The sequence below is a fragment of the uncultured Comamonas sp. genome (genome assembly GCF_964277875.1).
GTDB lineage: Bacteria > Pseudomonadota > Gammaproteobacteria > Burkholderiales > Burkholderiaceae_C > Comamonas > Comamonas sediminis.
The window spans coordinates 283838-306211 of record NZ_CAXYJV010000047.1; the positions used below are offsets into that span (position 1 = coordinate 283838).

The 22374-nt window shown below is 64.7% G+C and carries 24 protein-coding genes; 17 read left to right on the forward strand and 7 right to left on the reverse strand.

Going from position 1 to position 22374, the window contains the following annotated elements:
• Positions 1-9: 9 nt before the first annotated feature.
• A complete protein-coding gene (locus ACHWUQ_RS20100; protein WP_394682242.1) occupies positions 10-918 on the reverse strand; it encodes an MBL fold metallo-hydrolase in 909 nt (302 codons plus the stop codon).
• An 89-nt stretch (positions 919-1007) separates the two neighbouring features.
• Here ACHWUQ_RS20100 and ACHWUQ_RS20105 point away from each other — a divergent pair, with 89 nt between their 5' ends.
• The 7 genes from ACHWUQ_RS20105 to ACHWUQ_RS20135 all read left to right on the forward strand — a co-directional run bounded on the left by ACHWUQ_RS20105 (position 1008) and on the right by ACHWUQ_RS20135 (position 6953).
• Positions 1008-1331, forward strand: coding sequence for an ArsR/SmtB family transcription factor (locus tag ACHWUQ_RS20105; protein WP_394682243.1), 324 nt, complete (start codon positions 1008-1010; stop codon positions 1329-1331).
• A 35-nt stretch (positions 1332-1366) separates the two neighbouring features.
• A complete protein-coding gene (locus ACHWUQ_RS20110; protein WP_394682244.1) occupies positions 1367-1795 on the forward strand; it encodes a YeeE/YedE family protein in 429 nt (142 codons plus the stop codon).
• A gap of 10 nt (positions 1796-1805) precedes the next feature.
• A complete protein-coding gene (locus ACHWUQ_RS20115) occupies positions 1806-2219 on the forward strand; it encodes a DUF6691 family protein (RefSeq protein ID WP_312525408.1) in 414 nt (137 codons plus the stop codon).
• Positions 2220-2293: 74 nt separating this feature from the next.
• Positions 2294-3121, forward strand: coding sequence for a pseudouridine synthase (locus tag ACHWUQ_RS20120; RefSeq protein WP_394682245.1), 828 nt, complete (start codon positions 2294-2296; stop codon positions 3119-3121).
• A 132-nt stretch (positions 3122-3253) separates the two neighbouring features.
• Positions 3254-4444: an MFS transporter gene (locus ACHWUQ_RS20125; protein ID WP_394682246.1), complete on the forward strand. Its 1191-nt coding sequence runs from the start codon at positions 3254-3256 to the stop codon at positions 4442-4444.
• Positions 4445-4571: 127 nt separating this feature from the next.
• Positions 4572-5768 (forward strand): M20 aminoacylase family protein, encoded by a 1197-nt coding sequence (locus ACHWUQ_RS20130; RefSeq protein WP_312525413.1) that lies wholly within the window; start codon positions 4572-4574, stop codon positions 5766-5768.
• Positions 5769-5831: 63 nt separating this feature from the next.
• Positions 5832-6953, forward strand: a complete 1122-nt coding sequence (locus tag ACHWUQ_RS20135; RefSeq protein WP_394682247.1) for a TraB/GumN family protein — start codon at positions 5832-5834, stop codon at positions 6951-6953.
• Positions 6954-7032: 79 nt separating this feature from the next.
• Here ACHWUQ_RS20135 and ACHWUQ_RS20140 read toward each other — a convergent pair whose 3' ends face one another.
• The 3 genes from ACHWUQ_RS20140 to ylqF all read right to left on the reverse strand — a co-directional run bounded on the left by ACHWUQ_RS20140 (position 7033) and on the right by ylqF (position 10682).
• Positions 7033-9006 (reverse strand): AAA family ATPase, encoded by a 1974-nt coding sequence (locus ACHWUQ_RS20140; RefSeq protein WP_394682248.1) that lies wholly within the window; start codon positions 9004-9006, stop codon positions 7033-7035.
• Positions 9007-9045: 39 nt separating this feature from the next.
• Positions 9046-9291, reverse strand: a complete 246-nt coding sequence (locus tag ACHWUQ_RS20145) for a hypothetical protein (RefSeq protein WP_312409661.1) — start codon at positions 9289-9291, stop codon at positions 9046-9048.
• A 446-nt stretch (positions 9292-9737) separates the two neighbouring features.
• Positions 9738-10682, reverse strand: a complete 945-nt coding sequence (gene ylqF / locus ACHWUQ_RS20150; protein ID WP_394682249.1) for a ribosome biogenesis GTPase YlqF — start codon at positions 10680-10682, stop codon at positions 9738-9740.
• 70 nt (positions 10683-10752) lie between these two features.
• Between ylqF and ACHWUQ_RS20155 the strand changes: the two genes are divergently transcribed.
• A complete protein-coding gene (locus ACHWUQ_RS20155; RefSeq protein WP_021027316.1) occupies positions 10753-11004 on the forward strand; it encodes a hypothetical protein in 252 nt (83 codons plus the stop codon).
• On the forward strand, positions 11001-11228 hold the full coding sequence (locus ACHWUQ_RS20160) for an oxidoreductase-like domain-containing protein (protein WP_394682250.1): 228 nt from the start codon (positions 11001-11003) through the stop codon (positions 11226-11228). The genes ACHWUQ_RS20155 and ACHWUQ_RS20160 overlap by 4 nt, the downstream gene beginning before the upstream one ends.
• A gap of 22 nt (positions 11229-11250) precedes the next feature.
• On the opposite strand, the gene ACHWUQ_RS20165 is transcribed toward ACHWUQ_RS20160, so the two are convergent.
• The 3 genes from ACHWUQ_RS20165 to ACHWUQ_RS20175 form a co-directional block, all read right to left on the reverse strand.
• A complete protein-coding gene (locus ACHWUQ_RS20165; RefSeq protein ID WP_394682251.1) occupies positions 11251-13626 on the reverse strand; it encodes an FUSC family protein in 2376 nt (791 codons plus the stop codon).
• 177 nt (positions 13627-13803) lie between these two features.
• Positions 13804-15336: a glutamate--cysteine ligase gene (gshA, locus tag ACHWUQ_RS20170; RefSeq protein WP_312409669.1), complete on the reverse strand. Its 1533-nt coding sequence runs from the start codon at positions 15334-15336 to the stop codon at positions 13804-13806.
• A gap of 176 nt (positions 15337-15512) precedes the next feature.
• Complete coding sequence (locus tag ACHWUQ_RS20175) at positions 15513-16430, reverse strand: SDR family NAD(P)-dependent oxidoreductase (protein ID WP_394682252.1); 918 nt, start codon at positions 16428-16430, stop codon at positions 15513-15515.
• Between the two features lie 370 nt (positions 16431-16800).
• Here ACHWUQ_RS20175 and ACHWUQ_RS20180 point away from each other — a divergent pair, with 370 nt between their 5' ends.
• The 8 genes from ACHWUQ_RS20180 (at position 16801) to ACHWUQ_RS20215 (ending at position 22374) form a co-directional block, all read left to right on the forward strand.
• On the forward strand, positions 16801-17091 hold the full coding sequence (locus ACHWUQ_RS20180) for a 2Fe-2S iron-sulfur cluster binding domain-containing protein (RefSeq protein WP_239811386.1): 291 nt from the start codon (positions 16801-16803) through the stop codon (positions 17089-17091).
• 166 nt (positions 17092-17257) lie between these two features.
• The gene (ribBA, locus tag ACHWUQ_RS20185; protein WP_394682253.1) at positions 17258-18379 is read left to right on the forward strand and encodes a bifunctional 3,4-dihydroxy-2-butanone-4-phosphate synthase/GTP cyclohydrolase II; all 1122 of its coding nucleotides are present in this window, start codon (positions 17258-17260) and stop codon (positions 18377-18379) included.
• Positions 18380-18382: 3 nt separating this feature from the next.
• On the forward strand, positions 18383-18844 hold the full coding sequence (gene ribH / locus ACHWUQ_RS20190) for a 6,7-dimethyl-8-ribityllumazine synthase (protein ID WP_394682254.1): 462 nt from the start codon (positions 18383-18385) through the stop codon (positions 18842-18844).
• On the forward strand, positions 18841-19377 hold the full coding sequence (nusB, locus tag ACHWUQ_RS20195) for a transcription antitermination factor NusB (protein ID WP_312409675.1): 537 nt from the start codon (positions 18841-18843) through the stop codon (positions 19375-19377). Before ribH ends, nusB begins: the two co-directional genes overlap by 4 nt.
• 149 nt (positions 19378-19526) lie before the next feature.
• Positions 19527-20711, forward strand: coding sequence for a pyridoxal phosphate-dependent aminotransferase (locus tag ACHWUQ_RS20200; protein WP_394682255.1), 1185 nt, complete (start codon positions 19527-19529; stop codon positions 20709-20711).
• A 102-nt stretch (positions 20712-20813) separates the two neighbouring features.
• Positions 20814-21227: a tol-pal system-associated acyl-CoA thioesterase gene (ybgC, locus tag ACHWUQ_RS20205; RefSeq protein WP_239811382.1), complete on the forward strand. Its 414-nt coding sequence runs from the start codon at positions 20814-20816 to the stop codon at positions 21225-21227.
• The gene (tolQ, locus tag ACHWUQ_RS20210) at positions 21224-21922 is read left to right on the forward strand and encodes a protein TolQ (protein ID WP_133858039.1); all 699 of its coding nucleotides are present in this window, start codon (positions 21224-21226) and stop codon (positions 21920-21922) included. Before ybgC ends, tolQ begins: the two co-directional genes overlap by 4 nt.
• Before the next feature lie 17 nt (positions 21923-21939).
• Entirely contained in the window at positions 21940-22374 is a 435-nt protein-coding gene (locus ACHWUQ_RS20215) for an ExbD/TolR family protein (RefSeq protein WP_133858040.1), read from the forward strand.

Below are 22374 nucleotides of genomic sequence, written 5' to 3' on the forward strand. Positions count from 1 at the left end.
ACTGGCCCCTCAGAGCGCATCGACCGGCAGCTTGAGAAAGCGCCGCCCCTGAGCATCGGCATCGGGCAGGCGGCCTGCGCGGATATTGACTTGCACCGAGGGCAGCATCAGCTGCGGCATCGCCAGGGTTGCATCGCGCGCCTCGCGCATCGCCACAAAGGCCGCCTCATCCACGCCATCGTGCACATGGATGTTGTGCGCACGCTGCTCGGCCACCGTGCTGCACCAGGCGGCAGCGCGGTCGGCTGGTGGGTAGTCATGGCAGACATACAGCCGTGTTTGCGGCGGGTACGCCAGCAACCTGCCAATGGATTGGTATAGCGCACGCGCATCACCGCCGGGAAAGTCACAGCGCGCGGTGCCCACATCGGGCATGAACAAGGTATCGCCCACAAAAATGGCTGCCACTGCACCTGCAGCCTCTACCGCATAGGCCAGGTCCGCCGGGGTATGGCCGGGCACACCGAGCGCACGAATGCGGGTTGCGCCCAGCGCCAGTACATCGCCATCGCTGAGCAGGCAGTCAAAGTCAGCGCCTTGCGGGGCAATGCAGTCTTCCATGCCGTAGATACCGCCAAATACCTTCTGCACCTGCGTGATCTGCCGGCCAATGACCACCGGCGCGGCGATGCGCACTGCCCCTGCGGGCATTCGTGTGCGCAGCCACTGCGCGGCAGACAGGTGGTCGGCATGCGCATGGGTTTCCAGCACCCAGCGCAAGGTCAGCTGCTGGGCCTGCAGGTAGTCGGCAATGCGCTGGGCCGATGCAGTGCTGGTACGGCCACTCTTGGCATCAAAGTCCCAGACCGGGTCGATGACGGCGGCCTCACCGCTGGCCGCATCGTGCAGCACATAGCTGACGGTGCCGGTCACCGCATCAAAAAAGGCCTGAACACCAAAAGAAGTGGCAGAGTGCATGGTCAAACACATTCACACAAAACAATATATCTTTTAATATAATAAAAACCACCCTGTTCGGCAAGCCCGCTGTACCAAGTCTTCTGCCCATGTCCGTAAATACCAAGGCCGCTCCCTCTCCCGACGCCATGCGCGAGGCCGCGCAGCATGCCGTCTCTGCCCTCAAGCTGCTGGGCAATGAAGACCGCTTGTTGCTGCTCTGCCACCTCAGCCAAGGCGAATGCTGCGTCAGCGATATGGAGGCGCAGTTGGGCATTCTGCAGCCTACCTTGTCGCAGCAACTGGCGGTGTTGCGGCGCGAGAACGCCGTCAGCACCCGGCGCGAGGGCAAGAACATCTTTTACCAGGTGGCCGATGCGCGCCTGCTGGCGCTGTTGCAGACGCTGTATGCACAGTACTGCCCGGCCGCCTGAAGCAGCGCCGTCAACTTCCATAAAGAAAGCCTTTCATGTCACTCGATCTGTCTGCCTTTACGCCGCTGACCGCCCTCGCCGGCGGTGCCTTGATTGGCCTGGCTGCCGTGCTGCTGCTGCTGTTCAATGGCCGCATTGCCGGCATCAGCGGCATCGTGGGCGCGCTGCTGCCACCGCGCCCCCAGCGCGGCGCCTGGCGCCTGGCCTTTGTGCTTGGCTTGCTGGCGGCCCCTTGGCTTTACCAGTGGTTTGCACCGCTGCCAGCGGCCGCCAGCCCTGCCGCTTGGCCGCTGCTGGTGCTGGCCGGCCTGCTGGTGGGCTTTGGCACGCGCCTGGGCTCGGGCTGCACCAGTGGGCATGGCGTTTGCGGGCTCTCGCGCCTGTCGCTGCGCTCCCTGGTTGCCACCTTGGTCTTCATGGCCACCGGTTTCGCGACGGTGTTTGTGGCGCGCCACGTTTTGTAAGGAGAGAACGATGACTATCCTCATGGCAGCCCTCGCAGGCCTGGTCTTTGGCCTGGGCCTGCTCGTGTCCGGCATGGCCGATCCGCAGAAGGTGCTGGGCTTTCTGGATATTGCCGGCACCTGGGACCCTTCATTGGCGCTGGTGATGGGCGGCGCAATCGCACTGGGGCTGCCCGGTTTTGCACTGGCCCGCAGGCGCAGCCGCAGCCTGCTGGGCGCGCCCATGCAATTGCCCGCGCGCCAGACAATAGATGCCCCGCTGCTGTTCGGCTCTGCGCTGTTTGGCATTGGCTGGGGCCTGGCCGGCTACTGCCCCGGCCCGGCGCTGGTGGGGACGGCGGCGGGCCTGGGTTCCGCAGCGATTTTCAGCGCGGCGATGCTAGCAGGCATGCTGTTGTACGGGCTGTGGTCAAACCGGTCTTGAAACCCGGCCACTATAAAATCCATAGCTGAACATCCCAGCACCATCGCTCCACCTTCCCCCCTCCCCGCGCTCCCATGTCTCTCGCCATCGACCCTGCTGTTGCGCATGCCCATGCCCAGGACTGCCCCCTGCCCGTGCTGTGGCGCGACGAGCACCTGGTGGCCATCTACAAACCCGCCGGCTGGCTGGTGCACCGCACGGGCCTGGATGCGGGCGAGACGCGCTTTATCGTGCAGACTTTGCGCGACCAGATCGGCCAGCATGTGTTTCCGCTGCACCGGCTCGACAAAGGCACCTGCGGCGTGCTGCTGCTGGCGCTGCATGCCGAGGCAGCCAGCCGCACGCGCAGCCAGTTTGAAAACCACCAGATGGACAAGCGCTACCTGGCCATGGTGCGCGGCTGGGCACCGCTGCATGCGGAGGTGGACCACGCACTTCGCCCCGATGACGCCCCGGAAGATGCGCCCGCGCAGCCGGCCCAAACCCGCTTTGCGCGCCTGGCCACGCTGGAGCACCCCGAGGCCTACGAGAGCCGCTTTGCCGGCACCCGCCTGTCCTTGGTGCAAGCCGAGCCGCATACCGGGCGCCGCCACCAGATCCGCCGCCACCTCAAGCACATCGCCCACCCCATCATTGGCGATGCGACGCATGGCAAGGGGCCGCTGAACCGCTGGTGGGCCGAGCGCCTGGGCCTGCAGCGGCTGTGGCTGCATGCCTGGTCGCTGTCCTTGCAGCATCCCTATACCCAGGCGCCCGTGCATATCGACAGCGGACTGCGCTGGCCGAACGCCGAACCGGCAGCTGGCACTTGCGAGCCGCCATCGCACCCCAGCCTGCAGCAATGGCAGGCGCTGCTGCGCAGCCCGGACTGGTTGCACGACGACCCGGGAATGGCGCGCTAGCAGCTGCGCCAAGACCAAGGGCGCACATTGTTTTTCTGATGCGCGCACACTCACGCTGTGCAAAATCAACCAACAACAACTTCTCCCGCCCGCCCGGGCCCAGCCGCTTCCGCCACAACGCTCAGCCCTGCCGTGCTGCTGCTGATGGCCACGGCCTGCGGCCTGTGCGCAGGGGCCAACTACTTCAACCAACCGCTGCTCAACTCCATCGCCCATGCGCTGCAGGTGAGCGAGAGCACGGCCGGCATTCTGGTCACCTGCGCCCAGGTGTCGTATGCCATTGGCCTGCTGTTTCTGGTGCCGCTGGGCGATATGCTGGAGCGCCGCAAGCTGACCGTGGGCCTGATGCTGCTGGCCGCACTGGGCCTGCTGGTCAGCGGTTTTGCCGGCCTGATGCCCTCGCCCTTCATCGCGCTGGTGCTGGGCACCTTGGTGACCGGCCTGTTCTCGGTCGCGGCCCAGGTGCTGGTGCCGATGGCCGCCAGCCTGGCGCCGCGTGAATCGAGTGGCCGCGCCGTCGGCCTGGTGATGAGCGGCCTGCTCACCGGCATCCTGCTGTCACGCACCGTTGCCGGTCTCCTGTCGGCCGTGGGGGGCTGGAGCCTGGTCTACAAGGTCGGCGGTATCGCGATGGTGCTGGTGGCGCTGGCCCTGTACCGGGTGCTGCCCAAGGTGGCACATAGCGGCGCACGCCTGCCCTACGGCCAGGTGCTGGGCAGCATGGCCACGTTGATCCGCACGCAGCCCCGCCTGCGCACCCGCACCTTGCTGGGGGGCCTGGCCTTTGCGTCGGTCAGCGTGCTGTTTTCTACGATGGCCTTGATGCTCGGCGGCCCGGAGCACGGCTTGAGTGATTCGTCGATCGGCCTGATTGGCCTGTCCGGTGTGGCCGGTGCGTTGATGGCCAATGCCGCAGGCCGGCTGGTCGACAAGGGCCTGGAGCGCCCGACCACCGCCTTCTCGGTGCTGCTGCTGGTCGTCAACTGGGCGCTCTTGTGGTACAGCCAGCACTCCGTATTTCTGTTCATCGCCGGCATGCTGGTGATCGAGCTGGCGCTGCAAGGCACCCATATCTGCAACCAGAACGTCATCTACCGGCTGGCCCCCGAAGCGCGCTCGCGCATCAATGCCTGCTATATGACGGGCTACTTCATCGGCGCATCGGCTGGCTCGGCCATCGGCGCCTGGGCCTGGCACCACGGCGGCTGGACGGGCGCTTGCATCGCCGGCGCGGTGCTGGCCCTGCTCAATGTGGCGGCCTTGCTGGCGGACCGCAGGCTGTCCCATCCGGGCGCAGCGGCATCCCAGGCCAGCGCAGCGTGAAGACTCGCCTGCGACTGTCCGTTCGGCCATGTTGCCGGCAAGCGCTGGACTGATACGAGGACAATGGTAGGCTTGCAGTCCCTGCATGGCGGTCCGTCGCCGCCCGCATCGATACGAGAGAGAGACCATGTACCTCGACCAGCAACAAGCCCCCAATATCAACCAGCTCACCGCATTCCGCCGCGATCTGCACATGCATCCGGAGCTGAAGTACGAAGAGAACCGCACCGCCGACAAGATCGCAGCCTATCTGACGGCGCTGGGCATCCCGATGGTGCGCGGCCTGGGCACCACCGGCATTGTGGCCAGCATCCATGGCCGGGGGCGCGATGCCAGCAACCCCGGGCCTGCCATCGGCATCCGTGCCGACATGGACGCGCTGCCGGTGCAGGAGACCAACCAGTTCGGCCATATCAGCCAGTACCCGGGCCGCATGCATGCATGCGGGCACGATGGCCACACGACGATGGTGATGGGTGCGGCCGAGCTGCTGGCCGGCCAGCGTGATTTTGACGGCACCGTGCACCTGATCTTTCAGCCCGGCGAAGAAGGCGGTGCCGGCGCCCGCGCGATGATGAACGACGGGCTGTTTACCCGGTTTCCCTGCCAGGCCGTGTTTGCGCTGCACAACTGGCCTGCGCTGCCGCAGGGCCAGATGGGGGTGCGCGTGGGGCCGATCATGGCGGCCGCGCTGCGCTTTGAGATTGTGGTGCGCGGCCGGGGCGGCCATGCGGCCTTGCCCCACACCACGGTGGACCCGATTCCTGTCGCCTGCTCCATCGTCGGCCAGCTGCAGACCCTGGTCTCGCGCGGCACCGATCCGCTCGATGCGGCCGTGCTGACCGTCGGCAAGATCGAATCCGGTACGGTGGAGAACATCATCCCGGATGAGGCGCGCATCTATGGCACCTGCCGCAACCTGACCCTGGCCTCGCAGCAGTTCCTCATCGATGGGCTGCACCGGGTCTCCAGCCACATCGCCGAGGCGCACTTTGCCAGCGCCGAAGTCATCATCAAACCCGGCTACCCCAACACCACCAACCACCGCAAGGAAGCGCTCTTCATGGGCGAAGTGATGCGCGAGATGGTGGGCGCCACCCATGCCCACACCGATGTGCTGCCGGCCATGACGGCCGAGGACTTTGGCTTCATGCTCGAAGAAGTGCCCGGTGCCTATGGCTGGATCGGCAATGGCGCCGATGGCCAGCCTGGCGTGGGACTGCACAACCCGGGCTATGATTTCAACGACAACAACATCGCCCTGGGCGCCAAGTTCTGGGATCGCCTGGCACGCCGCTGGTTCGATACCCAGGCGCAGCGCTAAGGTCCCATTGCTGCAAGGGCACGCACATCCGCAAGCCCTTGCGGCCATGATCTGGAGCCCGTTTTGCAGCGTTCAGCCACCCTCTCGCCCCTCCCCCACCGCCGCGCACGCGGCCTGCGCCTGCTGCCACCGCTGCTGCTGGGCCTGGTCTTGCTCGCCGGCGGCCATGCCGCCCAGGCCCGCACGCCTGCAGCAAGCTCGGCCACGCCAGCACCGCAGCTGGCACCAGCGGACAACCCCTCGTGCCCGGTGCCAGCCGCCAAAGATCCTGCGGTCTACCAGGCGGAATCGCGCAAGCCCCACCCGGACCGGGGTGTGCTGTGGGAACTGCGCAAAGGCGATGATCTCGCCTATCTCTGGGGCAGCATCCATGTAGGCCAGCTGCCCTGGATCTTTCCCGGCCCGCGCACCGCGCAAGCGCTGCGCGCAGCCCCTGCGATTGCGCTGGAGCTGGACCCGCTGGACCCCGCCACCCTGAAGGCGCTGACCGAGGCGATGCGCGAAGACAATGACCGGCAAAAGCTGGTCATGCGCCAGAACCCCGAGCTGCAGACACGCATGGGCCGCATGGCCTTCGAATCATGCGTGGACCAGACGACCTGGCACACCAATGCCGCCACCCTGGCCCGTCTGATCGCCCTGGGCATGCAGGACATGGCGCGCAGCGGCTACCACCCGGCCTACGGCATCGACCTGAACCTGGCAGCGATGGCGCATGCCGTCGGCAGGCCGGTGCAGGCGATCGAGACGGCGCAGGAGCAGTTGCTGGCCATGGGCCTGGGCGGCGGCGGGGTGCCCGCGCAGCTGGCCACGCCCGACGACATCCGCAAGGCGCTGAACGACATCGACAGCGGCAAGAACCGCCAGGTCGCCCAGCAGCTCGCGACCTATTGGGAAAGCGGCGACCTCGCTGGCCTGCAGCAGCTGATGCAGGACTGCCAATGCCTGGGCGATGTAGGCATGCAAGCGGCGCTGCTCGATACCCGCAACCAGCGCATGGCCGAGCGGCTGCCGGCGATGATTGCCGCGCAGCCCAATCTCTTTATCGCCGTGGGCATGCTGCACATGGTGGGCGACAACAACCTGCTGCAGCTGCTGCAAAAGCAGGGCTTCACGGTGCGGCAGTTGACGGGCAAGGGGGCAGATGCCGCAGCGGTTGCCGGCACGCCAGCCAAGGCCCGGTAAGCGCAGACCAGCGCCCATAAAAAACGCCGCCTGCTTTGCAGCGGGCGGCGTAAAAACATCTGCGTCAATGCTGGCGTACTCAGGCCATGTGGGGGCGCTGATCGTGCCTGGCCAGCATCTCTGCATAGGGCTCCAACACCCATTTTTGTTCGGCGGCGTCCGGGATCTGCGCCGCACTGGCGAGCACCACCTGGCCATGCTCGGCACACAGCTGCGCCATCGCGGCCGGGCTGATCAGGCCCTCCCGCAGCAGCAAGGCGGTCATTGCCATCAGCAAGGCGTTGTGCTGCACCAGCAGGTCCTGCGCACGCAGCATCTGCGCTTGCAGCAAGGCTTCGATACCGGCATTGGTGGGTGCCACTTCGGTATTGGTGTTGTCGCCCGGCTCCTGGGCCACATCGGTGCGCGACAGGCGCGCACCAAAACCCAGGTGGCGCAGGTAGCGTGCCGCGTCCGCCGTGGCCTGCCGGATGTCCTGCTCGGCGCCCGTGGTACAGGCCTCCTGGCCGAACACATGGCGCTCGGCCGCACGGCCGGCCAGACCCACGCAGACCATGTCCAGCATATTGCGCCGCGAGGTGGCCTGCAGCTCGGTAAAGCTGTTGTAGCCGCCTTCGAAGGTCGCGATATTGATCTTGAGCTCCTGCGGGGTGCGGCCAAACAGCAGCGCATAGACAAGACCATGGCCCGCCTCATGCACCGCCAGCAGCGCGCGGAAATCCGCGCTGGTGCGCTGCTTGACCTTGTTCAGATCCAGCGGCACCGCAAAGCACTGCTGCCGCACCTCGGGCGCATCCGGCAGCGCCAGTTGCACCTGCAGCTGGGCTGCGCCAGCGGCCATCTGCACCTGCAATGGCTGGCCGGCCTGCGCGCCCTGCTCCAACGCCCACAGCGCCGCATCCACCAGCGCACTCGAGAGGATCGTGTGCACTGACGAGAACAGCGGCCGCGTCCCCTGGGTGGGGAAGACGGCGTTCTGGTAGATCTGCGCCAGCACATCGTGGCCGATGACAAAGCGCAGCCCGCAGTTGGCCTCGATGCCCTGCACATAGTTGTGCACCGTGGTCGCAATCAGCTGCTCGTAGGCCGCACGGCTGAACGACGGGTAGATCACATGCTGGTTGCCCAGCCGCGCGATCTGCTCGGGCTTGAAGCGCTCGGCCAGCGCACGCTTGACATCGATCAGCGACAAGCGGCTGGTGAGCCGGTGAAAAATGTCGGCGTCGGTGTCGCAGTCTTCGACGCGGCTGGCCGACTCCGTGTACATCTCATCGAGGTTGCCACAGACAAAGACCAGCAGCTTGCTGTAATCGGTCTCCCAGGATTGCTGGGAGCTGCGAAACTGGATCAGCAATTGGTGAATGTAGTCATTGCTCCACTGCATGATCTCGAGCAACGGCGCATCGAGCTTGAGGCTGCGCTTGAGTGCCTGCGCGTCCCAGGCATCGATCTTGTAGCGCATCTTCTGCTTTTTGTGCCGCTCCTGCGCATCGTCCTCGTCGGCCCGTTCGGCGTCGTAGAGCGCGTCCGCCAGCTTGCGCTCGATGCTGTGCAACTCCGACAAGGCAGGCGGCAGCTTGCCATCCGACAACAAGGCCCAGACATCCTGGTAGCGCTCGACCTTGCTGTCATCGCCACGGCTGCTCACCGTGCGGTAACGCTGGAACTCATCGAGCACCAGGATGCCGGGCGCAGCTTCCACCAGCCCGGCACTCTCGAGCGTGCCGGAGATGGTCGATGCGCCATAGCTGTCACCGTTCTGGCTGAAGCCGTCCATCTGGACTTCGACAAAGCGATCATAAAAACCCAGCAGCTGCGCCAGGCGGCGCGTCAGCTGGGTCTTGCCCGTGCCTGTCAATCCCCACAGGCACACGATCACGGGGCGGGTAATGAGCTGGGGCATCACATACCAGGCGCGCACAGCGCCCGTCACACGGTCAATCACGTCATCAATACCGATCAATTCGGTTTTCAGCTGGGCCGCAATGGCCTGCAGGTTTTGCTGACGCTCATGCATCTGTACGCGAAGCAATAGCTCCGGGGAGGTTTTCATTTCTTTCATCTGATGGTTCTCTTCATCCGGCGCGGCCGCTCAATCCCCGCAGTCGGCGCGGCGCGTCATCTGTTGCAAGGCCATCCGGTCGGCACGGCGCTGGGCGCCTTGGCTGCGGATGTGCTTGCCCGCAGCGCCGGACAGACGCCGCTGGGCCATGGCCTTGGCAACAGGGTTGAAAGGAGTGGCATCGGCCACGATCAGCAACGCCATAGGTTGCTTCATGCGGCGCAAGGCCTTGACCCGGCCCTCTTCAAAGGCGCGGGAAACAGTTTTTGCACTCATCTGTGCGGTTCCTCAGGGGCCTCGCGCGCCCATGGCCTGGTGGCTGGCGCAGCAAAAACCCCAAAACAAAAAGCCCCGGCGCAGTAGCCAGGGCTTTTGTCGATCCCGGCTGCAATGTGCAGGCGGCGATCTGGGCCAAGGCTAAACCATATGAACATGGTTTAGCCGGGGCAGAAACCGTGTTCAGTGGAGAGGGTTGAACATGAAACAGGACATAGCAAAAACTCCCAATGGTGCGCTGCAGAAGGTCGTTCGTTACTGCAGCGATAAGAAGACGAAGGGTGGACTATAGCGGTAATTTGTTAATTACGCAAGCCCCATATGCAGGCTGTTGCATAAAACTGACCGTCAACCGCTGGCTTCGGCCTCTTTTGCGCGGCTTTTTGCGCATAAAACGCGGCAACGCGCCAACGGCGGCCAAAACCGCCGCTGGAGCGATACGCGGATTAGTAGCGCTTGCGGCCAGCCTTGCGGTGCTTGGCATGTTCGGCCTTCTTGGCCTGCTGCAAGGCCTCGGCCGCCTCGCCGGCAGCGCGCCATTGCTCAAACTCTGCCGGGGTCTCCAAGGTAATGCGGCCCAGCATCTGCGTGCGAAAGTCGGTGATCAGCAGCTCAGCCGCCTTTTGCATGTTGATGCGTCCGCCACTCATCACCGCGCCGCGCTTCTTGCCGATGAGGGTCAGCAGCTCGTCATCCGCGAGCGCCGCCATTTCTTCGTCATCGAGACCGAGCTTATAGCGCTCGTCCAGCTGGCGCGCATAGTGCTTTTGCAGGTACAGCAGCAACTCCAGCGCCACCAGCTCGTCGTCATAGGCATTGCGGCCCACCGACCCGCAGGCCGCCAGGTTGTAGCCCGACTCCGGCACGATGATCTTGGGCCAGAGCATGCCGGGGGTGTCCCAGAGGTAGAAGTCATCGGCCAGCACAATGCGCTGCTCGTCCTTGGTCACACCGGCCTCGTCACCGGCCTTGGCTTGGCCCTTGCCGCTCATGCTGTTGATCAGGGTGGACTTGCCCACATTGGGCACGCCGCAGATCAGCACACGCATGGGCTTGGCCAGGCCGCCGCGCCCGGGCGCCAGCTGGCGGCAGGCTTCCACCAGGCGCTTGGCCGGAGCGGGCTCGCTGGCATCGAGCGGCAAGGCCTTGGTTTCGTGCTGGGCCTCGTACCAGGCCACCCATTGCGCGGTGCGGCTGGCATCGGCCATGTCCTGCTTGTTGATGATCTTGAGCGTGGGCTTGTGGCCGGTCAGCTCGGTCAGCGCCGGGTTGGCGCTCGATCCTGGCATGCGCGCATCCAGCACCTCGATGACGACATCGATGTCTTTGATGCGCTCGGCAATCAGCTTGCGCGTCAGGTGCATATGCCCGGGGAACCATTGGATACTCATACTCTTGCTTTCGGGGGGAATGGCAGGCAGGCGGTGCGCAGGCAGGCGCGCTGTGCCGGATAATGCTGCCATGTCTTCTTTATCTCAACGCCAGTGGGATGCGCAGCGCAAATCCGATCAGGACCTGCTCATCAAAGGCATCATCTTGGTCTTGATAGGGCTGGTGATCGTGGTCTCGCCCTATGTCGCTCAGGGCGATATTGTGCAGGGAGTTTTCGCCAAGGCGCCGGCAGTGGGTTGGTTTTCCCTGGTATTGGGCGCGGCTTTTGTGCTGCGCTTTGGCCTGCGCCGCAAGGCCGTGCCTCCCAGGCCCGAGCAGTGAACCCGGCCATCCCCCGCATCCAGCCACTGAGCAGCTTGCGGGAGGCGCGCCAGTGCTTTGCCGCGCTGCAGGCCAGTGCCAGCGCCCGGCAGATCAGCCTGCGCGAGCCGCCGGCAGCGCCCACCACCTGCTGCGGCCGGGGCTGCAATGGCTGCGTCTGGGAAGGCTTTTTTGCCGCTGCGATGTACTGGCAGGAATGCGCGCTGGAAGCGCTGCAGCCCTAACGCCGCTGGTCCGCCAGAACCCTCAGGTCGATGAGGCCTGCGCAGGCTCGGCCTGCACAGGAGGCAAGGTCTCCTCACGCGCCAGCAACTGGCGGATCTGCGCCGCATCCTGTTGCAGCTGGCTGGCCAGGATGCGTGCAGTAGCCAGGCGCCGCATCAGCCAGGGAATGAGTTGGTCGCGGTCTTCGGGGCCCGGCACACGCTCGGGCGCCGGCATCTTGGCGGGGCGCGGGGCCTCGCCTTCTACAACGGCCGGTTGCTGAGGCGCCTGCAGCAGGCAGGCGTCGATGGTGGCCGCCGTGTCCTTGAGCTGCTGCACCGCAAACGGCGACGGGGTCTGGCCCCGGCGCATCATCAGCATGATCTTGACCGAGGACATCTGGCCCAGCAGCTGGTAGCAATGGGCCTGGAACAGCTCCAGCGCCTGCAGCGGTGGCTGCACGGCGCGCGGCTCCTTGAGCGAACGGTCGACGGCCTGAATCAGTGCAGACAGGCTGTCGTAGGCCTCGCGCCGGGCCAGGCGCCAGGCCAGCTCGGGGGCATTGTCGACGGCCTGCAGCTGGTCCACCGCCAGCGAGGTGCTCGCATGCGCCGCCTGGGCCTTGAGCACGCGCTGCACCAGCGCCGGCAGCTGCGAGCGCTCCCAGGACGGCAGCACGTAGGCGAAGGCCCAGGCAATGCCGGTGCCGATCAGGGTATCGACCACGCGCTCGAACATATGGAAGGTGGTGCTGCCACCGGCATGCAGCATATGGGCCTGCACCAGGCCCAGCACCGTGGCGCCCATCGCGGTGAACAGGTAACGGCGCAGCGCAAAGCCGTGCGACACGCCCTGGGCCAGGGTCAGGCACAGAATCAGGCCCAGCGGTGACAGATGCGCCGACAGGATGGCCAGTGCCGCCACGCAGCCCAGCAAGGTGCCCAGCACCCGCACCGTGCGCCGCTCCAGGGTCTGCGCCAGGCTGCCGCGCAGCACCACGACAATCGTCAGCAGCACCCAGTAGGCGTGGGCATTCCAGGGCAGGACCTGCACGACCAGGTAGCCCACCGCAATGGCCAGCGCCGCACGGATCGCATGGCGCAGCGGAGGTGCATCCCAGCTCATCAGGCCCTTGAACGGCGTCCAGGACCAGGCAGTGGGGCTGACAAACATCTGCCAGCTGGCGCGCACCACGGCCAGATCGGGCTCGATCTCGTCGCGGCCCAGGCCGATCAAACGGTTGACCTCTTCATGGATGCGCACAATGCGTTCGCTCAGCTCACGCGACAGCGCCTGGGGCGACACATCCGTGTCGTAATGGTCGGGCAGCGATTCCTCCAGCCGCTGCACCGGCATCTGGCTGGCCATCTGCATCGGGCGCAGCAAGGCATCCAGATTGCTCATCGGCCGGGGCTTGCGGCCCAGCAGCAGGCTGTCGGCCAGGTGCACCACCTCCATCGCCAGCGCACGCAGCATGGCCTGCTGGGCCAGCAGCATCGGCGCCTGCTCGGGCGCCTTGCGCAAATGCTCCAGGTCCAGCTCGCAGGCCAGCAGGTGGTCGCGGATCTCCAGCATCTGCATCAGCATGCCGGCCAGGCGCTGGCGGCGTGGCGTGCGCGGGCTCTCCAGCACAATGTCGCGGGCGGCCTGCAACTGGTCTGCAAAGGCCGCGTGCCGGGCCATCAACTGGCCCATGTGCTGCAGCGGTGCACTCCCCCGCGAGAACTTGCCAAAATTGCGGTCTGCCAGGTTGTCGCCATAGGCCTCGCCGTCGACCGTCTCGCCTTCCAGGCCGACATGGCGGGCCGCCTCGGGCAGCACCATGCGGGCCTGCTCCAGCATCAAGGCAGCGAGCGACAGCACGGTATCGGCAATGAACTGCACGCGGTAGCGGAAATTGAGCAAGGTGTTGGCGATGACCGCATACACCAGGAACATGCCGGCACCGATGCTGAAGAACATCGTCGATTCGGCCGCTGCGGCCAGCAGCTGCCCCTCGGCTGGCTTGGGCACCGACATGCCCAGCACCATGGCCAGCACCACCGCAATCGCAATCGGCGCGCCGCGCTTGCCCCAGGCCATCCATAAAAAGCCCAGAAAGGTCGACACCACGGCCACCAGGCCCAGCAGCACCAGGTGCTGGTGCATCAACTGCACCATGAAAAACAGCGGCGCGCCCAGCAAGGGCGCGGGCAGCATGCGCCAGAACTTGCCCCGGCGCGGGGCTGGATTGTCGACAACGATGGTGACGATGACCCCAACCGAGGCCGCCGCCGCATGCTGGGTGCCCCAGATCAGTTGCACCAGGGTTGTGACCAGAAAGAGGCCCAGCGCCACTTCCAGCCCGTTGAGCACATAGTGGTTGAGCAGGCCACGCTTGAAGGTGCGCCAGCTGCGGTCGGAAGAGAAATGCGCCATGGAACAACAATACGAGAAATCAACACCGAATGATGTCGGACAAATGATAGCCAACGCGGAAAGCTATCAAATCAGAAGCACCCAGACTCATGCAAACGTTTGCATTCTGACCGCATCCGCTGCGGTATGCCAGCCACAAAAAAGCCCGCATCAGCGGGCTCTGGGGCAGCAGACCGGTCAGGACACGACCAGGTGCTCAGGCGACATATAACACTGGCGCCATTCCTCAAACGGGCCCGTGTCGGCCGCTTCCATGTCTTTTTGGGCCTGGATCGATTCGGCCGCCCGCTGCTGGTACTTGGCTGTCAGTGCATCGTTCCAGGGGCGGGCCAAGGTCTGCTCGCGGGCCCATTGCGACTGGGCAGCGCCAAAGGCCTTGAACGAGGCGCCGAACTGTTCGCTGACCGCCGCCAGCACCTGGGCCGAGGGTGTTTGCTCAGGGTGGGCCAGCAGATGCTGGGAGTGCTTGAGCGCCTGGCTGTAGTCGGTGGTGCCATGGGCCTGGTCCAGCGCCGCGGCAATCGGCTGGCAGGCTTGCAGAACCTCCTGGGCCCAGTCGGTCAGCAACACCTCCTTGCCTTGGCGCTGCAGGTGCAGGCCAGGCTCACGGCCGCGCTCGGCCACCATGTGCTGGTTGTGCTTCATCTCGGCGATTTCAGCCGGCGAATCGGGCGGGCTGTCGCTCAGCAGGCAGTGCAGCAGGAAGATGTCGAGCAAGCGCATGGTGGGGGCGGAGATGCCCATGCTGTCGAACGGATTGATGTCCATCAAGCGCACTTCGACGTATTCAACCCCACGCTCGCGCAGCGCATGCAGCGGGCGCTCGCCGCGCTGCACGGTGCGCTTGGGGCGGATGGTGCCGTAGAACTCGTTCTCGATCTGCAGCAGGCTGGTGGCCAGCTGGTTGTACTCGCCACCGGGATTGAGGATGCCCACCTTTTCATAGGCCGGATAGGGCTGGGTCAATGCACCGTAGAGCGAATCGGCATAGCCCTTGAGGTGGTTGTAGCTGACGTTGATGGATGCCTGGGCATCGCTCTGGTAACCCAGGCGCCCCATGCGCAGCGAGGTGGCATGCGGCAGGTGCAGCGCGCCCTGGCCGTCGCCCAACGGCTGCAGCTGGTGCGGGCGGCCCTGCACGAAACAGGGACAGAGCACCGGCGAGGCACCAAAGAGGTAAAGCAGCAAAAAGGCCTGGCGGCGGAAATTGCGGATCAGTCCGAAGTATTCCTCACTGCCGACGCCGGGCAGCGACCAGTTGTAGTGGATGCCCGAGATGGTCTGCATGCGGCGGCCATAGCGGTGGCCCAGGCCCATGCGGTAGATGCTTTTGGAGCGGCCGATGTGCGAGGTGCCGAAACGGCCCAGCGGAATGTTCTCATCCGACGGCAGCGAGCAGGGCATGCTCGAGATCCACAGGCGCTCGTCGTTGGTCTGCAGCACCTGGTAGACGTACTGGTGCACCTCGGCGAGCTCGTCGAGGCAGGCCTGCACCCCTTGGTGCACGCCGGTGATGATCTCGATCTGCGACTCGCTGAAATCAGTCGTGATGCTGCTGTGCGTGAGCGCCGAGCCCAAGGCAGCCGGGTGCGGCGTGAGGGCCAGCGCGCCGTCATCGTTCACGCGCAAGCCTTCTTTCTCGATGCCGCGACCCATCTGCAGCAGGCGCTGCGCGCCAATGGCATCAATACGTTGTTGGATATGGTTCATCTGCGTTGTTCTTGTCAAAGCCGGGCTGCACGATAGCAGGTTGCCCGGCGACTGGCAGAGTATTGCACGCTCAGCCTGACCGGCCTTCGGGATTTAACCCAGGGACTGACGCATGCCCCGGCAAGTCATAGTAAGAAGCTGTTGCAATCGCGCTATCTGTTGCTTTATGCGCAAGCTCAGTGCAGCTTTTGCTGTGCCTTGCGGATTTCCAGATCGCCTTGCACAAAACCGTTGTCCGGCACGATGTCGCCGCGGCGGTCGGTCAGCTCGGCCCACTGCTGGGCCAGGTGGCTGTCCATCTCATCCACCGGCACACTGTCGGCGCTCAGGTGGACCCCGCGTGTCATCGTGATGTGCGCGGCCTCGAAACTGCCCGCGCCCGCGCAGACAATGGCCCGTGTCGGTGCGCTCTCGTGCACCAGGGCCAGCATCGCGGGGCTGACCAGCTCGGGCCGCAGCGCACGCAGCATCTCGGGCGCCAGCAGGCCATCGGTCATGCGCGTGGCAGCCGTCGGCGCCAGCGCATTCACATTGATGTTGTACTTGGCCCCTTCCAGCGCCAGGGTCTGCATCAGGCCCACCAGCGCCATCTTGGCGGCGGCATAGTTGCTCTGGCCGAAGTTGCCAAACAGGCCCGACGACGAGGTCGTCATCAAGATGCGGCCATAGTTGGCCGCCTGCATATGGGGCCACACGGCCTTGCAGCAGTGCACGCTGCCCATCAGATGCACTTCCAGCACCGCGCGGAAGTCGTCCATCTCCATCTTGGCAAAACTCTTGTCGCGCAAGGTGCCGGCATTGTTGACCAGCACATCCACCTGGCCCCAGCGTTCCATCACCTGGGCGACCATGGCCTGCACGGCCGGCCAGTCGGTCACCGAGGCATGGCTGGCCATGGCGACGCCGCCCAGCGCCTCAATCTCGCGCACCACCTTCTCGGCAGCGGAGGAATTGCCCTGCCCGTCCACCGCGCCACCCGGGTCATTGACCAGCACCTTGGCGCCGCGCCGGGCCAGCGCCAATGCATGTTCACGCCCCAGCCCGCCGCCGGCCCCCGTCACAATCGCTACCTTGTCGCTGAAATCCAGACCCATACATTCGCACCTTTACGCCATGCGGGCGCTTTTGGCGCCCAATATTGGAAGAGGCCTGCTGCCTCTGATGCATTCGCACTGTACGTGTTCACATTTGCTTTGCACGGCGCTTGGGCGACAGACGCGGGGGAGACAACGCCGGCCGAGGCCGGCTACACGCTAGGGTTATCCCGAAAATGGCTGAACAACCATGTGGATAAGTGGCCATCGCGGGCCATTTAACCCGCTAAGCCCATGTTTTTATTAGCCACGTGTTACATTGCCCGCAATTTCAGCAAAACTGGCCTCATCCTTGCTTTCCAGCATCCATGCTTACCACACATGGCTGGGCAGCTATGCTTTTGATACAGGCTCCACTTTCCACACCGCCATGCCCATCACCCCCGAGCTCTACAACGCCCAGATCGACAATGAAGACATCCAGGTCGATGCCTGGGCAGATACGCCGCTGCTGCAGTCGCTGGAAGAAGGCGGCGTGGACTGGCCCAGCTCCTGCCGCAATGGCACCTGCCGCACCTGCGTGGGCCGGCTCAAATCGGGCAGCGTCCACTATGAGATCGAGTGGCCCGGGCTCAGCGCCGAGGACAAGGAAGCGGGCTGCGTCCTGCCGTGCGTGGCCTATCCGGATGGCAATGTCGTGCTCTTGCGCGGCGAATACTGAGCGCTGCCCGACAGCCAGGCTCGGCCGCAATTGACCCGGCACGCTAGTCCCCAGAAGCGGCAAAGCCGCCCAGCAGGGGAGCAGCTGGTCTAAAATTGGGGTTTTTACTGTCTGACCTGCTGCAGATCTGCGGCCAGACCTGACACAAGTTCTTTAAAGGCATTCCATGAGCAGCCCCCTGATCCCTGCGCCGATCTCTCCGGTGGAGGACATTGTTGCCGAGATGCGCGCTGGCCGCATGGTCGTTCTGGTCGATGAAGCCGACCGCGAAAACGAAGGCGATCTGGTGCTGGCCTCCGACCATGTCACGCCGGAAGCCATCAACTTCATGGCCAAGTGGGGCCGGGGCCTCATCTGCCTGACCTTGACCCGCGAGCGCTGCGAGCGCCTGCAGCTGCGCCAGATGACCGCCAACAACGGTGCGCCGCTGTCCACCGCGTTCACCGTCTCCATCGAGGCGGCCGAAGGCGTGACCACCGGTATTTCCGCCGCCGACCGCGCCCGCACCGTACAGGCTGCGGTGGCACCCAATGCCCAGGCCAGCGATCTGGTGCAACCTGGCCATATCTTCCCGTTGCAGGCAGTCGATGGCGGCGTGCTGATGCGTGCCGGCCATACCGAAGCCGGCTGCGACCTGGCGCGCCTGGCAGGCTGCTCGCCCTCCTCCGTCATCTGCGAAGTGATGAAGGACGACGGCACGATGGCCCGCCTGCCCGATCTGCAGCTGTTCTGCGCGGAGCATGGCATCAAGATCGGCACCATCGCCGACCTGATCGAATACCGCAGCCGCCACGAATCGCTGGTCGAGCGCATCAGCAGCCGCCCGCTGCAAACGGCGCATGGCGAGTTCACCGCCCACCTCTACCAGGACCATGCCAGCCACGCCGTGCACATGGCCCTGGTCAAGGGCAGCGTGCAGGCCGACAGCGATGTGCCCGTGCGTGTGCACGAGCCCCTGTCGGTGATGGACCTGCTCGAGGCCGGCCGCGCAATGCACAGCTGGACCCTGGACGCCAGCCTGGCCTACCTGCAGCAGCAAAACTGTGGCGTCGCCGTGCTGCTCAACTGCAATGAAAGCGCCTCACAGCTGATCCGCCAGTTCGACGGCAAGGCACGCGCCGCGCAAGCCCCCGAGCGGGGCCGCATGGACCTGCGCACCTACGGCATTGGCGCGCAGATCCTGCGTGACTGCGGCGTGCAGAAGATGCGCCTGATGGGCGCCCCCCGCCGCCTGCCCAGCATGGCCGGTTACGGGCTTGAGATCACCGGATACATCAACAAGGAATAACACATGTTTGGAGCAGAAAAAGGCAGCGCAGTAAACCTGGACGGCAGCGCGCTCGCCATCGGCATGGTGCAGGCCCGGTTCAACGAAAGCATCACCGACAGCCTGGCCCAGGCCTGCCTGCAGGAGCTGGCCGCGATGGGCGTGCAAGCCGAGAACATCCGCCATGTCAAAGTACCCGGCGCACTCGAAGTGCCCGTGGCACTGCAAGCCATGGCCGAATCCGAAGAATTCGATGCGCTGATCGCGCTGGGCTGCATCATCCGCGGCGAAACCTACCACTTTGAACTGGTGGCCAACGAATCGGGCGCAGGCGTCACGCGCATCGGGCTGGATTTCCAGATCCCCGTTGCCAACGCCATCCTCACCACTGAAAACGAAGCCCAGGCCATTGCCCGCCAGGTCGACAAGGGGCGCGATGCCGCCATCGTCGCCGTCGAGATGGCCAATCTGCTGAAAACACTATGAACGAAAACGACCAGAACGCGCCCTCCTCCAGCCCGCGCCCTCCGCGCCAGGCCCGCAAGGGCCTTACCTCCACCGGCGCGCGCAAGGCTGCCTCCAAGTCCACCCGCAGCCGCTCGCGTGAGTTCGCGCTGCAGGCGCTCTACCAGTACATCCTGAGCGGCAACAGCGCCACCGAGATCGACCTGTTCACGCGCGACCTGGCAGGTTTTCACAAGGCCGATGCCGCCCATTACGACGCGCTGCTGCACGGCTGCATCGAATCGGCCGAGCAACTCAATGCGCAGATCGTCCCGCACCTGGACCGCAAGATGGACGAGATCTCGCCCATCGAGCATGCCTGCATGTGGATTGGCGTCTATGAGTTCCAGCACTGCCTGGATGTGCCATGGCGCGTGGTCATCAACGAGAGCATCGAGCTGGCCAAGGAGTTTGGCGGCACCGACGGCTACAAGTATGTGAACGCGGTGCTCAACGCGCTGGCCCCGAGCCTGCGCGCCGTTGAGGTGGCTGCCGACCGCAACAACGCGGCCTGATCGCGCTGACAACCGATGCCCATGCCTGCGCGCTGGCATCGGTTTTTTCTAAGGGCTTAGCCGCCGCCAGTTATACTTTTGATAGCACACTCTGTGCTGGCCCATATGCCGCCAACGCTGTGGGTGCCCTCTGATCCAAGCCGAAGACCATGAAAATCGCCACCCGAGCCGAGCGCATTGAGCCGTTTTATGTGATGGAGGTCGCCAAGGCCGCCCAGGCACTGGCGGCCCAGGTGGCGGGCAGCGCGGAGCCGATGATCTTTCTCAACATCGGCGAGCCGGACTTCACCGCACCACCGCTGGTGCAGCAGGCCGCCGACCGTGCCATCCGCGAAGGCCGCACGCAATACACCCCGGCGCTGGGCATCGAGCCTTTGCGCCAGGCACTGTCCGACTGGTACCAGCAGCGCTTTGGCGTCGATGTGCCGGCGCGCCGCATCGTCATCACCGCCGGCGCATCGGCGGCCTTGCAGCTGGTCTGCCTGTCGCTGATCAACGCCGGCGACGAGATCCTGATGCCCGACCCCAGCTACCCCTGCAACCGCCACTTTGTCAGTGCGGCAGAAGGCCGGGCCGTGCTGCTGCCCACCACGGCCCAAGAGCGCTTTCAGCTGAGCGCCGACAAGGTGCAGGCCGCCTGGAGCGAACAAACCCGTGGCGTGCTGCTGGCCTCGCCCTCCAACCCCACCGGCAGCTCGATTGCGCCGCAGGAGCTGCGCCGTATCCATGAGGTGGTCAAGGCCCGCGATGGCGTGACCATCATCGACGAGATCTACCTGGGCCTGTCCTATGACGAGGCCTTTGGCCAGACCGCACTGGCGATCGATGACAACATCATCTCGATCAACAGCTTCAGCAAATACTTCAACATGACCGGCTGGCGCCTGGGCTGGGCGGTGGTGCCCGAAGCGCTGGTGCCCGTGGTCGAGCGCGTGGCGCAGAACCTGTTCATCTGCGCCAGCACCATTGCCCAGCATGCGGCATTGGCCTGTTTTGCGCCCGAGAGCATGGCCGAGTACGAGCGCCGCCGCGCCGAGTTCAAGGCCCGGCGTGATTACTTCATCCCGGCGCTTGAAGCACTGGGCCTGCCCGTGCCGGTCGCACCCGATGGCGCCTTCTACGCCTGGGCCGACTGCAGCGAGGCTGCCAGGAAGCTCGGCGTGGAAGGCTCCTGGGACTTTGCCTATGCGGTGATGGAGCGGGCCCACCTGGCGATCACCCCGGGGCGCGACTTTGGCAGCCATGACACCGGCCGCTTTGTGCGCTTTTCCACCGCCAACTCGATGGAGCAGCTGCAAGAGGCCATTGCCCGGCTGCGCAAGCTGCTGGCCTGATGATGACCGCTGCGCGCCGCTCTCTGTCAGCATCCTCGCACGAGGATCCGCGCGGCACTGCGCTGTTTCTTCGTTATAGAGCCAATTTGAAAGGCTATATCCATGGCCTTTGAGTTCCCCATCCGCATTTACTGGGAAGACACCGATGCCGGCGGCATCGTCTTCTACGCGAACTACCTCAAGTTCATGGAGCGGGGCCGCACTGAATGGCTGCGCTCGCTGGGACTGGAGCAGCAGCGCCTGCGCGAGCAGGTCGGCGGTATGTTCGTGGTCAGTGAAGCGACTATCAAATATTTACAACCTGCTCGCCTGGACGATGAACTCATCGTCACCGCAGAACTCCAAGATGCGGGGCGCGCCTCCATGCAGATCACACAGCGGGTGCTCTTAAAACAGAAGCAACCAACAGATACACCTCAACTGCTGTGTGAGGGCACAATTCGTATCGGCTGGGTCGACGCTGTCAGCATGCGCCCGGCAAGAATTCCTCAAACCCTGATCCAAACCATCTCATGAATTCCCAAGAAATGTCCATTGCCAGCCTGGTCTTGCATGCCAGCTGGGTGGTGCAACTCGTGATGCTGATCCTGGTGGCCGCCTCGGTCGCCTGCTGGGCCACGATCCTGCGCAAGGTCGGCATGCTCAAAGCCATCAAGAACAAGAATGAGACCTTCGAGAGCGACTTCTGGTCCGGCTCCAGCCTCAACGAGCTCTACCAGAACGCGATGCACAACGTCAAAGCCTGCGGCCCGATGGAACGCATCTTTGCCAGCGGCATGCGCGAGTACCAGAAACTGCGCGAGCGCCACATCACCAACCCCGACACCTTGCTGGACGGCACCCGCCGTGCCATGCGCGCGAGCTTCCAGCGCGAGATGGACGAGATCGAATCGGGCCTGTCGCTGCTGGGCACGATCGGCTCCGTCTCCCCGTACGTCGGTCTGTTCGGCACCGTCTGGGGCGTGATGCACGCCTTCACCGGATTTGCCAGCATGGAGCAGATCACCCTGGCTACTGTTGCGCCCGGCATTGCTGAAGCCCTGGTGGCCACTGCGATGGGTCTGTTCGCGGCCATTCCCGCCGTGACCGCCTACAACCGCTTCTCCAGCGGCATTGACCGCATCGCCAGCCAGCAGGAAACCTTCATCGAAGAGTTCTCCAACATCTTGCAGCGCAACCTGGGCGCCCAGCCGCTGCACGCAGCGCACTAAATACAAAGGAAACAGCCATGCCGGCCGTAGCCTCCCGCGGTAAACGCAACCGCCGCACCGTCAACGAGATCAACATGGTGCCCTTCATCGACGTGATGCTGGTGCTGCTGATCATCTTCATGGTCACCGCCCCCATGCTGACGCCGGGCGCCATCAACCTGCCCAAGGCAGGCAAGAGCGAGCGCCCGCCCACCAAGAACATCGCCCATGTCCTGCTGGACAAGGACGGCTCGATCCAGCTCAAGACCGGCAATGTCACGCAGACCGTGGCCGCTGGCGATCTGGCCGACCGGGCCAAGGCCTGGCAAGCGGACAACCCGCCTGAGGACAGCGCGATGCTGATCGTGGCGGACAAGGACCTGACCTACCAAAAGGTGATCGATACGATGTCGACCCTGCAGAAGGCCGGTGTCAAACGTGTTGCCTTGCAAGTGGCAGGCGGCAGCCAGTAA

Bases quoted from the DNA above. Each gene is read 5' to 3' on its own strand.
- ACHWUQ_RS20145 (WP_312409661.1), bottom strand. From the start codon at position 9,291: ATGAGTGCAAAAACTGTTTCCCGCGCCTTTGAAGAGGGCCGGGTCAAG.
- ACHWUQ_RS20110 (WP_394682244.1), top strand. From the start codon at position 1,367: ATGTCACTCGATCTGTCTGCCTTTACGCCGCTGACCGCCCTCGCCGGC.
- ACHWUQ_RS20175 (WP_394682252.1), bottom strand. From the start codon at position 16,430: ATGGGTCTGGATTTCAGCGACAAGGTAGCGATTGTGACGGGGGCCGGC.
- ACHWUQ_RS20200 (WP_394682255.1), top strand. From the start codon at position 19,527: ATGAAAATCGCCACCCGAGCCGAGCGCATTGAGCCGTTTTATGTGATG.
- ylqF (WP_394682249.1), bottom strand. From the start codon at position 10,682: ATGAGTATCCAATGGTTCCCCGGGCATATGCACCTGACGCGCAAGCTG.
- ACHWUQ_RS20115 (WP_312525408.1), top strand. From the start codon at position 1,806: ATGACTATCCTCATGGCAGCCCTCGCAGGCCTGGTCTTTGGCCTGGGC.
- ribBA (WP_394682253.1), top strand. From the start codon at position 17,258: ATGAGCAGCCCCCTGATCCCTGCGCCGATCTCTCCGGTGGAGGACATT.
- gshA (WP_312409669.1), bottom strand. From the start codon at position 15,336: ATGAACCATATCCAACAACGTATTGATGCCATTGGCGCGCAGCGCCTG.
- ACHWUQ_RS20215 (WP_133858040.1), top strand. From the start codon at position 21,940: ATGCCGGCCGTAGCCTCCCGCGGTAAACGCAACCGCCGCACCGTCAAC.
- ACHWUQ_RS20180 (WP_239811386.1), top strand. From the start codon at position 16,801: ATGCCCATCACCCCCGAGCTCTACAACGCCCAGATCGACAATGAAGAC.
- ribH (WP_394682254.1), top strand. From the start codon at position 18,383: ATGTTTGGAGCAGAAAAAGGCAGCGCAGTAAACCTGGACGGCAGCGCG.
- ACHWUQ_RS20120 (WP_394682245.1), top strand. From the start codon at position 2,294: ATGTCTCTCGCCATCGACCCTGCTGTTGCGCATGCCCATGCCCAGGAC.
- ACHWUQ_RS20165 (WP_394682251.1), bottom strand. From the start codon at position 13,626: ATGGCGCATTTCTCTTCCGACCGCAGCTGGCGCACCTTCAAGCGTGGC.
- ybgC (WP_239811382.1), top strand. From the start codon at position 20,814: ATGGCCTTTGAGTTCCCCATCCGCATTTACTGGGAAGACACCGATGCC.
- nusB (WP_312409675.1), top strand. From the start codon at position 18,841: ATGAACGAAAACGACCAGAACGCGCCCTCCTCCAGCCCGCGCCCTCCG.
- ACHWUQ_RS20140 (WP_394682248.1), bottom strand. From the start codon at position 9,006: ATGAAAACCTCCCCGGAGCTATTGCTTCGCGTACAGATGCATGAGCGT.
- ACHWUQ_RS20105 (WP_394682243.1), top strand. From the start codon at position 1,008: ATGTCCGTAAATACCAAGGCCGCTCCCTCTCCCGACGCCATGCGCGAG.
- ACHWUQ_RS20100 (WP_394682242.1), bottom strand. From the start codon at position 918: ATGCACTCTGCCACTTCTTTTGGTGTTCAGGCCTTTTTTGATGCGGTG.
- ACHWUQ_RS20130 (WP_312525413.1), top strand. From the start codon at position 4,572: ATGTACCTCGACCAGCAACAAGCCCCCAATATCAACCAGCTCACCGCA.
- ACHWUQ_RS20155 (WP_021027316.1), top strand. From the start codon at position 10,753: ATGTCTTCTTTATCTCAACGCCAGTGGGATGCGCAGCGCAAATCCGAT.
- tolQ (WP_133858039.1), top strand. From the start codon at position 21,224: ATGAATTCCCAAGAAATGTCCATTGCCAGCCTGGTCTTGCATGCCAGC.